Raw genomic sequence first — 14,717 nt, forward strand, 5'->3', positions numbered from 1 at the left:
TTGCTAAAATGAAATTGAAGATTCCAAATATAGGTAATCTTATCCATTTTGTTTTAGGGAAAATTACTAGAAAAAATAAATAAATTAATAATGTATAACTAATATTAGTTAAATTATTTATATTTATTTTATTGTATGCAATAAAAATAATTGTAAAATATAAAGTAATAAGAACTTTTTGTTTAGTTAAAACAAAAAGATTTAGATTTTTGATTTTAAACATTAAATACCGCCTTTAATCATTATCTATAATCTAATTGCAAAAGAATTTTTTTAGTAAATAAGTGGAGTAAAATTTAAATCCTTTAATAATTGACCCTTTTTTAAAACATTGTGTAGCATAAACTCTAAAATCAACAGTTCTCATTTTATTTTTATATGATTTTAAAGAATTATTCGCCCATGGAGTAAAATGTTTGTAAAAGTTATATAGATCTTGGGCTAGACCATTATGTTCTTCGTACCACATTTTTCTTGGTCCAGTAAAATGAACAAAGTAGGGTAAATTTTCTTTATTATAAAAAAATTCTTCTTTTTGTTGCTCTGTCATCCAAGTAAATAAATAGTTCCATTTAGAATCAATTATTTTTATATGATTCTGTAATGTAATATTTAGAGCATCTTGATCTGCATATTTTAACGAGTTATTTTTAAATAAAATTTCGTTAGTTTTTTCTTCAATATTAAGCTTTATCCAATTTGGTATATTAATATAAAGTACTCCAGCATTAAAATAGTCATTAGAAGTTAATTTTAATCTTGATGAGTTTGCATTGGTTTCTTCTTTTATCGAATCTAGGCCAACTGCACAAACAAAATTATCAATATAAATATCGCTTATAGCTGATATATTTGAAAAACATAACACGTCTGCATCAAGATATAGTAATTTTTCTACATTATCCGATAATAATCTGGGAACCATTAATCGAATAAATGTTGATTTATTAATATGGTTAGTTGTAAATTTATGCCGATATCTATCAAGATCAGTTTGCTTAATTTCGTAAGTAACAATTGATTTAGAAGTCTCTTTTAATCTTTCTATATCGTCTTTTTTTGCATTATATAAGAAAACATGAAATTGTAGTTTTTCATTTAAATTATTTAAAATAATTGATTGAATGGATACTGATACATGTTCAAGATAATTAGAATCGGTGCAATATGCTATGTGTATAATATTGTTTTTCATGCCGAGTTTTATTTGAAAAAATTTACATTATTTATGTCATTACTAAATTCATATGTCAATATAAAATTGATTATCATTTCATGGTTTATTTTAACATATGTTACAATAATCTAATTATATTAAACCAAAACTAAAAACTTAGCATAATAAGATGAAAGAGAAACTTTTTATTAGTAAAACTACTACTTTATTTAATAATACAATAGTGGCTTTAGATACCATACATATAGCATTTTGTTTTGATGATAACTATGCAATGCCAGCAGGTATTGCTATGTCTTCAGTAATTTTGAATAATTCAGATAAAAATCTTGTATTCCATTTATTTGCCAATAATGTATCTAGCGAGAAAATTATAAGATTTAATCAATTAAATAAAGAAAATATTACCATAATTTGTTATGAAATTAGTGATAATTTTTCAATTAATCCAGATACTTTAGTTTTACATGTTTCTGCTTCAACTTGCTTACGATTTGTTGTGCCACAGATACTAAATAAAGTAACTTCTCGAGTTTTATATTTAGATTGTGATGTACTGTGTACAAGTAACCTTAATGAATTAATTAATATTGATTTAACTGATAAATATTCAGCGGTTGTCCCTGATTTGGAAAAAATCCAAGAAAAACAGTGTGCTAGCTGTAATATTCCTTATGATGAATACTTTAATGCTGGAATGATATATATTAATACAGATATGTGGGTGCAAAATAACCTTACTGAAAAAGCTTTTGCGATGATTAACAGTGGTAAAGTTTATAAATTTGCAGATCAAGATGTCCTAAATATTTTAATGCAAGGTAAAACAGTATTCTTACCTAGACGCTTTAATTATCTTACTGCGCTAACTGCGGGTGGAAAAGAAGATAATCTTATTGGTAATGATGTTGTGATTATTCATTATGTCACTGGTAATAAACCTTGGTATAAACTATATTTGACGCCTCTTTATCAACATTATATAGAGTCTTCTTGTTGGGCAAATGATAAATTATTGCTAGCTAATGAAAATGCCCCGTCAACCACCAGAAGATATGCTAAATTACTTGCTAGTCAGCATAAATATTTTTCTGCATTGAAGTATTATCTACTTTATTTGAAACATAAAGCGTTCAAAAGACGTTAAGGAATAATGTCGTGATTAATGTTGAAAAATTTATTAACCAAAAAAATGAATTATTATCATGTGTTTTTTTGAATAATGAACATGTATTACATATTCTTTTGTGTTTTGATGATAACTATGCTCTATCAGCAGGTGTAGATATTGTTTCAGTTATTGAAAATAATAAAAATAATCAGATTCATTTTCATATTTTTACTCACAATGTCTCGGAAGAAAATAGAAAAAAATTTGCAACAATCAACTCTGATAATGCTTCAATAACTGAATATGTTATTAATGATGAGTTTAAAATTGATCAAAAAAATACTGAACAATTCCCTATATCAGCTTGTGTTCGGTTAATAGCTCCAATAATTTTAAAAGATATAGCTGAAAGATTGCTTTATATTGATAGTGATACACTTTGCCTTAAAAAATTAAATTTTATTAATGAAGTTAATTTACATTCTGCAATTGTTGCTGCTGTTGCTGATGAACCCTATATGCAACAGTCTCAGTGTGCTAAATATAACATAACATATGGAACATATTTTAATTCTGGCGTGATGTTAATTAACATACCTCTTTGGTGTCAGGAATGCATTACTTCTAAGACATTAAAGTTATTAAATAATGGTGATAAATATCATTATCCTGATCAAGATGTATTAAATATTTCTGTAGGTGAAAGAAGAATTATATTAGAAAAAAAATATAATAAATTATTGGCGCTATCAATAAATGGTAATGAGGATTCTAATGTTCCAGATGATACTGTTTTAATTCATTACATAACTAAAAATAAACCATGGCATCAGCCTTATCGTTCAAGATTATTTGATTATTATTTGGAAAAGTCTCCATGGAGAAATAATGCTTTACCTTTATATAGCCGAAAGAAAACATCTTCAATCCGAGCTTATTCTCGATTGATGTTTAAAGAAAAGAAATATTTGCTATCAATAAAACATTATTTAATATATTTGAAAGTAAAATTTTTGACTAAATAATTATATTTATACATTTTTTGTTATTCAACATTGTTAAAATGTCAATGTTCTTATATATCTTTTTTGCTTAGTTATTGTTATATTATTAATGATTTTAAGGTTATTCATGATCCAATTCTGTTACAACAATAAATCTTTATTTAAATTATAGAGATATTGTTTTCATAACATTGTTTAATTCCAAAATTAATTTTCTAATTTTATTAATATTTTGAATTTATTTTTTATTAGGTATATTTTAAGTGATTGATGATTTTTCTGAGAATGGTTTATTGGCTAAAGCTATTGATGGATTTGTGGCAAGAGAGCCACAACGAAACATGGCAAGTAAAGTCTCAGAGTCAATAAATAAGCAACAGTCTCTTGTTGTTGAGGCTGGAACTGGAACAGGTAAAACATTCGCTTATTTAGTACCCGCTTTACGTAGTGAAAAGAAAGTAATACTTTCCACGGGGTCCAAGAATCTACAAGATCAACTTTTTAGTAAAGATCTGCCTATTATCAAAAAAGCATTAAATTACACTGGCAAAATATCTCTTCTTAAAGGTAGGTCGAATTATCTTTGTTTAGAACGATTGTATAATCAATATGCAGCTGCCGGAGATCTTGATAAAAATTTACGTGTTGATTTAGTTCGTGTCAAAAATTGGTCAATTAAAACCAAAGATGGAGATATTAGCAAATGTATAACTGTTACGGAAGAAAACCCAATTTGGCCAGTATTAACCAGTACAAACGAAAGCTGTCTTGGAAGTGACTGCGAACATTATAATGATTGTTATGTTGTTAAGGCTCGTAAGCGTGCTTTAAATGCGGATATTGTGGTTGTTAATCACCATCTATTTTTAGCCGATGTTGTGGTAAAAGATACAGGTTTTGGTGAGCTTATTCCTAAGGCTGATGTAATGATTTTTGACGAAGCCCATCAGTTACCAGATCTGGCTTGTCACTATTTTGGACAACAGTTAACTAGTCGTCAGCTACTAGAACTTGCAAAAGAGATAACGCTTAGCTATCGTACTGAAGTAAAAGATATGTCTCAGCTACAGCAGTGTGCAGATAAATTGCAAAAAAGTGTTCAAGATTTGCGTATTGCAATTAATCAGCAACCACCTAAAGGTAATTTGCGAGTGTTATTCAAACAGCAAGCAATAAAAAAAGAGTTATCTTATCTTTTTGATGCATTAGATTTTTGTCGTGAGGTTTTAATGTTGGCAATAGGGCGATCTACAGCATTAGATAACTGCTTTGAACGAGTAAATCAATACATCAGCTTATTAAAAAAATTAAGTGAAACATATGTAACAGGATTTAGTTATTGGTATGAATGTACTTATAATTATTTTGTTTTTGCGATAACGCCATTATCAGTGGCCGATAAATTTTCTGAACTATTAGCAGAACGTAAAGGTAGTTGGATTTTTACCTCGGCAACCTTGTCTGTTGATAATAAATTAGATTATTTTACTAAGCGCCTTGGTCTTACAAATGCCGAGTCCCTTATTTTAGAAAGCCCATTTGATTATTTAAATCAAACTGTCATGTGTGTTCCGCGTTATATTCCTTCTCCTAATGAACAAGGTAATGCTGAAAAATTGGTCGATATATTATTGCCAGTTATTGAAGCAAACAATGGACGTTGTTTCTTCCTATGTACTTCTTATGCCATGATGAATGCTTTAGCAAAACAGTTTAAAGAACTCACCAAATTACCAGTATTAGTACAAGGTGAAACAAGCAAAGTAAAATTACTTGAGCAATTTATACATAGCGGAAACGCCTTATTAATTGCTACCAGTAGTTTTTGGGAAGGTATTGATGTTCGGGGCGATACCTTATCTTGTGTTATTATAGATAAATTACCATTTACATCTCCAGACGATCCTTTAATAAAAGCTCGTATGGAAGATTGCCAAATGCAAGGTGGAGATGCATTTAATGATGTGCAATTACCTGAAGCTGTTATTACCTTAAAACAAGGTGTAGGTCGATTAATTCGCCATCATAATGACCGCGGAGCAATTATTATTTGTGACAATCGCTTGGTTATGAGACCTTACGGTGCAACCTTTATTAATAGTTTACCTCCATCGCCAAGAACACGAGATGTAAATAAAGTTATTAATTTTTTATTATCTAAAACTAACTTATAAAATTAAATATTTTGGAAAAGAAATGAGTACTATCTTAGCTATTGATACCTCAACAGAAGCATGTTCGGTAGCTTTACTTTACCGTAATGAAATCACTCATGATTTCATCATATCAGCACGCGATCATACTAAGCAAATATTACCAATGGTGGATAAACTTCTTGTACTATCAGATTGTTCACTTGCTCAAGTTGATGCCATAGCCTTTGGGCAAGGGCCTGGTAGTTTTACTGGCGTTAGAATTGGCATTGGTGTTGCACAAGGTTTAGCATTAGGCATTGACAAACCAATGATAGGAGTTTCAACGTTGATGACCTTGGCTCAAGGTGTATATCGAACACAAAAAGCCACAAAAGTCATTGCTACAATTGATGCCAGAATGGGTGAAGTCTATTTAGGACAATACTCTTACAGCAATAATCAATGGCAAACAGTTATTTCAGAATGTGTTATTGCACCTGAAAAAGTAATAGAAAAAGTGGAAAATATAGGTAATGATAGTTATTGTGCTGGCACTGGTTGGCAAACTTATCCAGATATGATTAAAGGAATAAGACAGAGTGATATCTTATTACCTCACGCACAGGATCTAGTCGTTCTTGCTAAGAATAAATGGTTAAAGAATGAAGTAGTTAATGTTGAGCAAGTAGAACCAACTTATTTACGTAACGAGGTCACTTGGAAAAAACTACCAGGTCGTTAATAACAAGTAAACATTAAAAAGCCACCAAACGGTGGCTTGAATTTAATTCACTCGTTTACATTATTCTTTAAATAAGCCTAAATGCTCTTTTGCATAAGCTTCAAAATCGGTACAACCACCGATTGGTTTTTCATCAATAAAGATTTGAGGTACTGTTTCAACAGGTTTACCTACACTTTTAGACAGATCCTCTTTAGTAATGCCTTCTGCATTAATATCAACATAACGATAAGAAAAATCATCACGCTCTTGAGAAAGTTTTTCTGCTAGTTCTTTAGCTCGAACACAATAAGGACAACCTTGACGACCAAAAATTACAGTATACATTTTTACCTCGAATAAATTGTTTCACAAATAGATACTATACGTTACTTTAAATTAAAAAAAAGTTGTTAAATATAGTTGATTAAATAGATTATACCTATTGATATTGGGCTTGAAAAGCTAATCTGGTTTTATGTTTGAAAAGTTAAATCTATTTGCTTATTTTTTCATAATTTAGAATTATTATTCAGAAAGCTAGCATTTTTTAAATTTATCACTTAATACTTCATTAAACTTGATATCAAAAAACTAAACACCTAATATAAACATAATTTAACAACCTTTTAACTTTCAGACAAAAAGATAGTTCTATTTCTGTAAAAATCATTCAAAAATAGCTTGTGCTAATCTTGACTTGTTTGTTTTTCCAATCACAACATAAGTTCAACTTTATTATGTTTATTTTCAGGTAGACGTTATAATCATTCATGAATTAACTAGCTGGATATGAATATGTTAAAAAAATTGATATTGATTGCTTTGTTGTTACCTATCACCGTATTTGCTGCTAAAAAAGAGTGTGGGATTAAGCCCAGTTATGACATTACGATAAATAGAGAAAGTGTACATATTTTTGATAAAAAAAATGATTTAATTATCATGCCAAATGGTAATGTCATTTTAAATAAAGAAACGATATCACTTAATCCATCATTACAAAAAGAACTGATTCAATTTCAGCAAGATTTACGTCAACAGTTACCGCTACTAGAACAACAATCATTAAGCCTTTTAACTGAAGTTAAAGAAACTTTTGAAAAAGCAATAAAAAATCAATTGGGCGATGATAATGAGCTAAAAAGCGAGTTAAACAAATTATATAAACGTTTAGTCAAGTTGTTACATGCATCAATTATTACTGAAAATGGTAATACGCGATTTTCTTACCGACATTTTAATAATATCAAAAAAGATGGAGAAGATATTGGTCAACGCATTTTTTATAATGTTGTGGGCGGAAGTATTTTGCATTTCGAATTTTTTAAAAATTATGGAGCAATTAAACAAATTTCTAAAAATGAATGGAAGGCTCAAAAACCTAAATTAAAAGCTTTTGATGCTCATATTTGTTCAGTTATTACAGATATTGATGCTCAATACAAACAAATATTGAATCAACTTAATCAATCAATTCATAACTAAATAGACATTAATAAAAACTTTTGCGAAAATGATACCTCTAATAAGATAGTTAAACGGAAGCTTATGACTGCACATATAATTGATGGGAAAGTATTAGCACAACAAATACGAACTGAAATTGCTAATAAAGTCAAAATGCGTATTGAAAAAGGACTATCAGTCCCAGGATTAGCTGTAATTCAAGTCGGTTCAGACCCTGCATCAAAAATCTATGTTAAAAATAAGCAAAAGGCTTGTGATGATGTTGGTTTTGTTTCATTTGCTTATGACTTTACCTCGACGACCACCGATGAATTATTAGCATTAATTGATGAACTAAATCAACGTTTAGATGTGCATGGTATTTTAGTACAACTGCCTTTACCTGATAATATTGATAAAACAAAGGTTCTTGAACGTATTGATCCAAGTAAAGATGTTGATGGTTTTCACCCATATAATATTGGACACTTGCTACAGCGTGATCCAATCTTGCGACCATGTACTCCTTATGGCGTAGTCAAAATGCTAGAATCCACCGGCATAAATCTGTCAGGTTTAAATGCTACCGTTGTAGGAGCATCAAGCATTGTGGGTCGTCCAATGGCATTAGAGTTATTATTATTAGGTTGCACAACAACCATTACCCATAGTCGTACTATTGATTTAGCAAAACATGTTAGCAATGCGGATATTGTCGTTGCGGGAGTAGGCATTGCTAATTATGTTAAGGGTGAGTGGATAAAGCCAGGTGCAATCGTCATTGATGTTGGTATCAATCGTTTGCCAGATGGTAAACTTGCAGGTGATGTAGAGTTTGATGTTGCTGTTAAAAGAGCTGGATGGATCACACCTGTTCCTGGTGGTGTTGGTCCAATGACTGTTGCTATGTTAATGAGCAATACACTAGAAGCATGTGAAAAATTTGGTAAATAATTTATATTAATTAAGATTTACTAAATTTTATTCAAAAGATATATATTAAAAAAAGGATTATGCAATGATCATATTTCACACTAATTTAGGTGATATTAAAATCAAAACTTTTGATGATAAGGCGCCAGAGACTGTTAAAAATTTTGTTGAATATTGCAAAGAAGGCTTTTATAACAACACAATATTTCATCGAGTTATTAATAATTTCATGATTCAAGGTGGTGGTTTTGAACCAGGAATGAACCAAAAAAAGACAAAATCACCAATTAAAAACGAAGCAAATAACGGTCTAAAAAATGAACGTGGTACTTTAGCAATGGCACGTACATCAGATCCTCATTCGGCAACTGCGCAATTTTTTATCAACGTGGTTGATAATGATTATCTCAACTTTCGCTCTGCGGACATTAATGGTTATGGCTATTGTGTTTTTGCACAAGTTGTTGATGGGCTTGATGTGGTTGATAAAATAAAAGCTGTTAAAACAGGGCGCAGTGGTATGCATTCTGATGTTCCTGTTGAAGATGTTATTATTACGAGTGTCACGGTTGAATAATCCTGTTCGTTATTTTATTGCTGATATCCATTTAGCAGATAATGAGCCTGCTTCAGGTTATATTAATATAACCGCAGGCTTTTTGTCTTTTTTGGATACTTTGCCCGACAACTGCGAGCTTTATATTCTAGGCGACCTTTTTGATTACTGGGTTGGGGATGATGTAAAAACAAACTTACATTATCAAATTGCGCAGGCTTTACAAGCCTTATCAAAACGTAATATAAGAAAATATTTCGTCCATGGTAATCGTGATTTTTTATTGGGAAAAAAGTATGCACAACAATGCGAAATGACCTTACTGCCTGAGATTAATTGCCTTTCTAATCAAGGAAAAAACATCATTTTTTTACATGGTGATTTACTGTGTATTGACGACCATCAATATCAAAATTTCCGAAAAGTTATGCATAATAAATGGCTTCAAAAATTATTTTTATTTTTACCGCTTTTTATTCGGTTGAAAATTGCAGCTAAGTTACGAAAAAAAAGTAGTCAACATAATCAACTCAAATCTGAAAATATCATGGATGTGAATCAGCAAGCAGTTATTGAAATGATGGTTAAACATAATGCAGATATTATGGTGCACGGTCATACACATAAACCTGCTGTACATCATTTTCAAATTGAAGGCAACACTGCAACTCGTGCGGTGCTTGGTGCTTGGCATGATGGCGTGACATATATTAAACAAGCGGAAAATAGTAATACTTTAGAACTTTATAACCATTCTTTTAAATAGTCACTTTGTAAAACATGTTCGGTCTTACCAAACTCAATCAGCTTGCCTTGATCTAAAATTGCAACATTATCGGCTATTTGTTTAACTTCATTAATATTATGTGTTACATAAATAATGGGTATATTTAGCTCATTAGTTAATTTATTAATATAAGTTAACAATTCTTTTTTTCTTGGCATATCTAGAGCTGAAAGCGGTTCGTCCATTAATAGTAGTAAAGGGTTGGTTAATAGTGCTCGACCAATTGCTACTCGCTGTTTTTCTCCACCAGATAACATAGCAGGATAACGATTTAATAATGGTCGGACATTAAGTACATTAACTATTTCATCAAATCTTGATTGCTTGAAATTTTTAGCACCATAAATCAGATTTTTAATAACTTTATAATGAGGGAAAAGTAATGCATCTTGAAAAACGGTACCAATATGCCGATTTTCAGGAGTAACAAAAAGGTGTTTATCGCAATCAACTAGTGGTAAGCCATTCAACTGGATTTGGCCTTGATCAGGTTTAATTAATCCATTAACAAGGTTTACTAGTGTGGATTTTCCTGAGCCAGAAACGCCTAAAATAGCAGTAACCCCTTGGCAGGCTATTTCATGATTGAATTGGAACGAAAACGAAGCAAGTTGTTTGCGAACATCTATTTTTAACATATTGATTATCCTGCTAACTTCTTTTTATGCCATCGATTTAACAATTCGGATAAAAAAAGTGCGATTAGTGATAACACAATCGAAATAATACACAGTCGCAATGCACCTTGTTCACCATTGGGAATTTGTAACAACGTATACATTGCTAATGGTAAGGTGCGAGTTTCATCTTGAATATTTGACACAAAAGTGATTGTTGCACCAAATTCCCCTAAGCAACGGGCAAAACCCAATACAATTCCCATAAGAATACCAGGAAAGGCTAATGGTAAAGTAATAGTTATAAAAACTCGCCACTTATGGGCTCCAAGAGTCCGAGCAACGTTTTCAAGGCGTGTATCAATTGATTCAATGGCTAAACGAATTGAACGCACCATTAATGGAAATGCAACTACTGCCGAAGCTAAAGCTGCACCTTGCCAATTAAAGCTAAAACTAATATTTAAATGGCTACTCAACCACTCGCCAATAACGCTACGTCGTCCCATGGTTATTAACAACAAATAACCTAAAACAACTGGTGGTAAAACAAGAGGAAGATGTACGATGCTATCAAATAGCGATTTACCAAAAAATTGACAGCGTGCCAATATCCAAGCGGTTAAAATTCCTATTGGCAAACTAAAACCAATTGCTGTGGCGGCTATCTTTACACTAAGTAGCAAGGTTTGCCATTCAAATTCAGTTAATAACATAGTTTTATAAAATTATTTACTTATTAAATTACTTTGTTATAAATCCATATTTTTCAAAAATAACTTTAGCTTGTGGTGAATTTAAATATTGATAAAAATCAGTTGCTTTCGGATTTAACAAAGTGATGGGATATTCGATAGACTTAAATGTATCTTCAGGAAAGGATCCAATTATTTTTACTTTATTGCTTATTTTTGCATCGGTACTATATACAATACCAAGCGTAGCTTCATTACGCTCAACTAGTACCAAAGCGTCTCTTACATTGCTCGCTGGGGCAAATTGTGGCGATAATTTATTAAATACCCCTAAATTAGTTAATGATTCTTTTGCATACATTCCTGCTGGTACATGATCAGGATCACCAATAGCTATTCTTTCACCTTTAGGTAAAATAATTTCCCAATTGGTATTTTTATTAATTGAAACATTCTCTAAATGTGAATTTTGAGGAGCAATAAGCACCAATGTATTTTTTAATAAATCGTGTTTATTTTTAGTTAAATTATGCTCAATAAGATAAGTCATCCACTTTTGATCAGCTGACATAAATATATCCGCAGGTGCACCTTGTTCAATCTGTTTAGCTAATACTGATGATGAAGCAAATGAGAATACAATATTTGCATCTTTATGTTCTGTTTTATAAGCTGCAGCGATATCTTGCATAGCATTAGTCAATGAGGCAGCGGCAAATATAGTCATTTTTTCAGCAGCTGAAACTGAAAAAGTTATTGCCATCATTAAGATAATTCCAATAATTTTTTTCATTTTGTTCCTCACAATAAAATTGAGTTAATTTTAACTGTTAATATTATTTATCTAATTGATTATTATGATTTATTAAGTTATTTGGTAAATTATTAAATAACCGCTATATAAAATATAACATATCGATGCTAGCAGAATTTATATATAAAGTACAATTAAAATTCATTTAAGCTGATACGATATGACAATCAACAAAATTTTTACCAAGTTTTGAAGGAATGCCAAAAAGGGTCTACAATAACCACTATTATCTCTTCCAAATTGATTAGTCGGTTCTTCATGGTGTTAAATATGTTTTCTCCTGAAATTTTATTAACGTTAAATATAAAACAGCAGTTATTTACTGATCCAAGGCGTATTGCGTTATTAAAAGCAATTGAACAGACGGGGTCATTAAGTCAGGCTGCCAAGCAAATTGGTATTAGTTATAAAACCGCTTGGGATGCCATTAATGATATAAATAAATTAGCACCTAAACCTTTTTTAATTACTGCAATTGGTGGTAAAAATGGAGGAGGCACTAAACTGAGTGCTTATGCAGTAAGATTTATTCAACTCTATGATCTATTAACTCAACTACAACAAAATGCTTTTAACATACTAAATGATGACAAAGTACCTTTAGATGATATTTTAAAAGCAACAGCTAGACTATCATTACAAACTAGTGCACGAAATCAATTATATGGTACGGTTAAGCAGATTCAAACAAACGATGTCGCTGGTTTTATTACAGTGCTACTTAGTGATAATCAAACTGAGTTAAAAGTTTACATTACTCAATCAAGTATTGAACGGCTAAAGTTGAGTACGGACAAAACAGTATTGCTGTTAATTAAAGCTCCATTAATTGAATTAAAAAATGAAATCGAGAACGAAAACTGTTTGTCGGTTACCGTTGAAAAAATAACTACTGATGGCAATTGGAGTGAAATTGCTTTTACACTATCTTCTGGCATAGTGCTTTATGCTAACAAATTAGCCAGTGAAGTAAAAAAGTCGGCCTTAGCTACAGGCAAACAATCAAAACTATTTATTAATCCACAAAATATTATTGTTGCGACATTAGTTTAGCAATATGAGGTTATCATGCTACAAATAGAAAACGCACATTTTAAAATTAGTGACTACCTAGTTTTTACCATTGAATCACTTACAATAAATCAAGGCAGTAATGTTGCATTTGTGGGGCGTAATGGCAGCGGTAAATCTATACTAGTTAAAGCATTGGCTGGTGAGCAAACATTATTATCAGGCAAAGTAATTAATCAATTTAACTCCATAGCACACATATCGTTTGAACAGCTACAAAAACTAATTGATGATGAATGGAAACGCAATAATACAGATATGCTAAGCGAAGGTGAAAACGATACAGGATTAACCACTCAGCAAATTATACAAGAAAATAATTTTAATCAAGTACTTTGCCAAAAATTAGCAACACAATTTGGAATTGAACACCTATTAACGAAACGCTTTAAATACCTTTCAACTGGTGAAACACGCAAAGCCTTAATCTGTCGAGTTTTGATGCAGCAACCTGATTTTCTGATATTAGATGAGCCTTTTGATGGCTTAGATGTGACATCACGTGAAAACTTAGCCGAAATACTAGCAGATCTTGCTAAGCAAGGTATCACAATTGTCCTTGTTTTAAATCGATTTAATGAAATTCCTACATTTATTGAAAATATTGGCATACTAGCCGACTGCCAACTATTGAAAATTGATACAAAAGATACAATATTAAACGATACAACTGTTAAGCAATTAGCTGATTTGGAAAATATTTCCAATATGCCATTACCAGAAGCCGACGAACCACCAACTCAATTAGCGGATCAATTAGATCGAGTCATATTAAATAATGGTTATGTATATTATGATGATAAAGCAATCATTAATGGATTAACTTGGCGAGTAAAAGCCAAACAAAATTGGCAAATAGTTGGACCTAATGGCGCAGGTAAATCAACGTTATTAAGTTTAATAACTGGCGATCATCCGCAAGGGTATAGCAATGATCTCACTTTATTTGGTCGTAAACGAGGTTCGGGTGAAACGATTTGGGATATTAAACGCCATATTGGTTATGTTAGTAGCAGCTTACATTTGGCTTATCGAGTTAGTTCTAGCGTTAAAACTGTGTTATTGTCAGGCTATTTTGATTCGATTGGTGTCTACCAAGCTACCAGTGATAAACAAGCTAAATTGGCTGATGAATGGCTACAATTACTAGGGTTACAAACGCAGGCGGATAAACCCTTTCAATCGCTTTCTTGGGGACAACAAAGATTAGTATTGATTGCCAGAGCGTTGGTTAAACATCCGACACTGCTTATTTTAGATGAACCATTGCAAGGGCTCGATCATCTTAATCGAGAATTAGTAAAACGTTGGATAGATCGTTTAATTAGTGAAGGGTACACGCAGTTGCTATTCGTGTCTCATCACGCAGAAGATGCGCCAAAATGCATCACTCACCGATTGACTTTCATCCAAAACTTGGATCATAGCTATCAATATCAAATCGAACAGATAAATCGAATGATTAGTTAAAACTATCAAAATTAGTGTTAAAGATAGGAATAAACATTAAAATAAAAGGGATTTTTTTTTGAAATTTTATCTTGATAATTGAAAAAAGTTTATAAAGACTATATTTATAAAGTTATCCCCGTTGCCTGTGGATAACTCTGTGAGTATTTTATTGAAAAAAGCGCTAACCTCAGTAAC

Annotated in this window: 16 protein-coding genes; 10 read left to right on the forward strand and 6 right to left on the reverse strand. The window is 31.2% G+C overall.

The features are described 5' to 3' along the window. Together A9G32_RS13210 and A9G32_RS04770 are read right to left on the reverse strand one after the other, a co-directional pair. Positions 1–223 (reverse strand): hypothetical protein (locus tag A9G32_RS13210; RefSeq protein ID WP_218055843.1); only part of this gene is annotated, 223 nt, incomplete at its 3' end. Between the two features lie 30 nt (positions 224–253). Beyond that, complete coding sequence (locus A9G32_RS04770) at positions 254–1,195, reverse strand: glycosyltransferase family 8 protein (RefSeq protein WP_065589351.1); 942 nt, start codon at positions 1,193–1,195, stop codon at positions 254–256. Between the two features lie 151 nt (positions 1,196–1,346). Here A9G32_RS04770 and A9G32_RS04775 point away from each other — a divergent pair, with 151 nt between their 5' ends. The 4 genes from A9G32_RS04775 to tsaB all read left to right on the forward strand — a co-directional run bounded on the left by A9G32_RS04775 (position 1,347) and on the right by tsaB (position 6,169). Continuing rightward, the gene (locus A9G32_RS04775; RefSeq protein WP_065589350.1) at positions 1,347–2,324 is read left to right on the forward strand and encodes a glycosyltransferase family 8 protein; all 978 of its coding nucleotides are present in this window, start codon (positions 1,347–1,349) and stop codon (positions 2,322–2,324) included. Positions 2,325–2,335: 11 nt separating this feature from the next. Next, complete coding sequence (locus tag A9G32_RS04780) at positions 2,336–3,313, forward strand: glycosyltransferase family 8 protein (protein ID WP_065589349.1); 978 nt, start codon at positions 2,336–2,338, stop codon at positions 3,311–3,313. A 242-nt stretch (positions 3,314–3,555) separates the two neighbouring features. Further along, entirely contained in the window at positions 3,556–5,466 is a 1,911-nt protein-coding gene (locus A9G32_RS04785) for an ATP-dependent DNA helicase (protein WP_065589348.1), read from the forward strand. A 22-nt stretch (positions 5,467–5,488) separates the two neighbouring features. After that, positions 5,489–6,169 (forward strand): tRNA (adenosine(37)-N6)-threonylcarbamoyltransferase complex dimerization subunit type 1 TsaB, encoded by a 681-nt coding sequence (gene tsaB, locus A9G32_RS04790; protein WP_065589347.1) that lies wholly within the window; start codon positions 5,489–5,491, stop codon positions 6,167–6,169. 60 nt (positions 6,170–6,229) lie between these two features. Here the strand turns inward: tsaB and A9G32_RS04795 are convergent, their stop codons facing one another. Next, positions 6,230–6,496: a GrxA family glutaredoxin gene (locus A9G32_RS04795; protein ID WP_034912061.1), complete on the reverse strand. Its 267-nt coding sequence runs from the start codon at positions 6,494–6,496 to the stop codon at positions 6,230–6,232. 450 nt (positions 6,497–6,946) lie between these two features. On the opposite strand from A9G32_RS04795, the gene A9G32_RS04800 reads away from it, so the two are divergent. The 4 genes from A9G32_RS04800 to A9G32_RS04815 all read left to right on the forward strand — a co-directional run bounded on the left by A9G32_RS04800 (position 6,947) and on the right by A9G32_RS04815 (position 9,852). Continuing rightward, the gene (locus A9G32_RS04800) at positions 6,947–7,636 is read left to right on the forward strand and encodes a DUF2884 family protein (protein WP_065589346.1); all 690 of its coding nucleotides are present in this window, start codon (positions 6,947–6,949) and stop codon (positions 7,634–7,636) included. A 63-nt stretch (positions 7,637–7,699) separates the two neighbouring features. Beyond that, positions 7,700–8,551, forward strand: a complete 852-nt coding sequence (folD, locus tag A9G32_RS04805; RefSeq protein ID WP_065560709.1) for a bifunctional methylenetetrahydrofolate dehydrogenase/methenyltetrahydrofolate cyclohydrolase FolD — start codon at positions 7,700–7,702, stop codon at positions 8,549–8,551. A gap of 64 nt (positions 8,552–8,615) precedes the next feature. Continuing rightward, the gene (ppiB, locus tag A9G32_RS04810; protein WP_065589345.1) at positions 8,616–9,107 is read left to right on the forward strand and encodes a peptidylprolyl isomerase B; all 492 of its coding nucleotides are present in this window, start codon (positions 8,616–8,618) and stop codon (positions 9,105–9,107) included. Beyond that, on the forward strand, positions 9,100–9,852 hold the full coding sequence (locus tag A9G32_RS04815) for a UDP-2,3-diacylglucosamine diphosphatase (protein ID WP_202983960.1): 753 nt from the start codon (positions 9,100–9,102) through the stop codon (positions 9,850–9,852). Before ppiB ends, A9G32_RS04815 begins: the two co-directional genes overlap by 8 nt. Here the strand turns inward: A9G32_RS04815 and modC are convergent. The 3 genes from modC to modA are packed head-to-tail and all read right to left on the reverse strand — an operon-like array spanning position 9,831 to position 11,978. Further along, positions 9,831–10,511 (reverse strand): molybdenum ABC transporter ATP-binding protein, encoded by a 681-nt coding sequence (gene modC, locus A9G32_RS04820; RefSeq protein ID WP_065589343.1) that lies wholly within the window; start codon positions 10,509–10,511, stop codon positions 9,831–9,833. The two genes, A9G32_RS04815 and modC, sit on opposite strands and share 22 nt — an antisense overlap. Before the next feature lie 5 nt (positions 10,512–10,516). Beyond that, positions 10,517–11,206 (reverse strand): molybdate ABC transporter permease subunit, encoded by a 690-nt coding sequence (gene modB, locus A9G32_RS04825; RefSeq protein WP_065589342.1) that lies wholly within the window; start codon positions 11,204–11,206, stop codon positions 10,517–10,519. Positions 11,207–11,234: 28 nt separating this feature from the next. After that, positions 11,235–11,978 carry a molybdate ABC transporter substrate-binding protein gene (modA, locus tag A9G32_RS04830; RefSeq protein WP_065589341.1) on the reverse strand — a complete coding sequence of 248 codons (744 nt, stop codon included), beginning with the start codon at positions 11,976–11,978 and terminating at the stop codon, positions 11,235–11,237. A 291-nt stretch (positions 11,979–12,269) separates the two neighbouring features. Here modA and A9G32_RS04835 point away from each other — a divergent pair, with 291 nt between their 5' ends. Both A9G32_RS04835 and modF read left to right on the forward strand, forming a co-directional pair. Further along, entirely contained in the window at positions 12,270–13,052 is a 783-nt protein-coding gene (locus A9G32_RS04835; RefSeq protein WP_065589340.1) for a TOBE domain-containing protein, read from the forward strand. Between the two features lie 15 nt (positions 13,053–13,067). Then, on the forward strand, positions 13,068–14,540 hold the full coding sequence (modF, locus tag A9G32_RS04840; RefSeq protein WP_034912101.1) for a molybdate ABC transporter ATP-binding protein ModF: 1,473 nt from the start codon (positions 13,068–13,070) through the stop codon (positions 14,538–14,540). Positions 14,541–14,717: the final 177 nt, after the last annotated feature.

Source organism: Gilliamella sp. Gris3-2, assembly GCF_001690345.1.
GTDB classification, from domain to species: Bacteria; Pseudomonadota; Gammaproteobacteria; order Enterobacterales; family Orbaceae; genus Gilliamella; species Gilliamella bombi.

Excerpts from the sequence above, each read along its gene's own strand:
- A9G32_RS04800 (WP_065589346.1), top strand. The coding sequence starts at position 6,947 with ATGTTAAAAAAATTGATATTGATTGCTTTGTTGTTACCTATCACCGTA.
- modA (WP_065589341.1), bottom strand. The coding sequence starts at position 11,978 with ATGAAAAAAATTATTGGAATTATCTTAATGATGGCAATAACTTTTTCA.
- ppiB (WP_065589345.1), top strand. The coding sequence starts at position 8,616 with ATGATCATATTTCACACTAATTTAGGTGATATTAAAATCAAAACTTTT.
- A9G32_RS04795 (WP_034912061.1), bottom strand. The coding sequence starts at position 6,496 with ATGTATACTGTAATTTTTGGTCGTCAAGGTTGTCCTTATTGTGTTCGA.
- A9G32_RS04770 (WP_065589351.1), bottom strand. The coding sequence starts at position 1,195 with ATGAAAAACAATATTATACACATAGCATATTGCACCGATTCTAATTAT.
- modF (WP_034912101.1), top strand. The coding sequence starts at position 13,068 with ATGCTACAAATAGAAAACGCACATTTTAAAATTAGTGACTACCTAGTT.
- A9G32_RS04775 (WP_065589350.1), top strand. The coding sequence starts at position 1,347 with ATGAAAGAGAAACTTTTTATTAGTAAAACTACTACTTTATTTAATAAT.
- folD (WP_065560709.1), top strand. The coding sequence starts at position 7,700 with ATGACTGCACATATAATTGATGGGAAAGTATTAGCACAACAAATACGA.
- A9G32_RS04835 (WP_065589340.1), top strand. The coding sequence starts at position 12,270 with ATGTTTTCTCCTGAAATTTTATTAACGTTAAATATAAAACAGCAGTTA.
- modB (WP_065589342.1), bottom strand. The coding sequence starts at position 11,206 with ATGTTATTAACTGAATTTGAATGGCAAACCTTGCTACTTAGTGTAAAG.
- modC (WP_065589343.1), bottom strand. The coding sequence starts at position 10,511 with ATGTTAAAAATAGATGTTCGCAAACAACTTGCTTCGTTTTCGTTCCAA.
- tsaB (WP_065589347.1), top strand. The coding sequence starts at position 5,489 with ATGAGTACTATCTTAGCTATTGATACCTCAACAGAAGCATGTTCGGTA.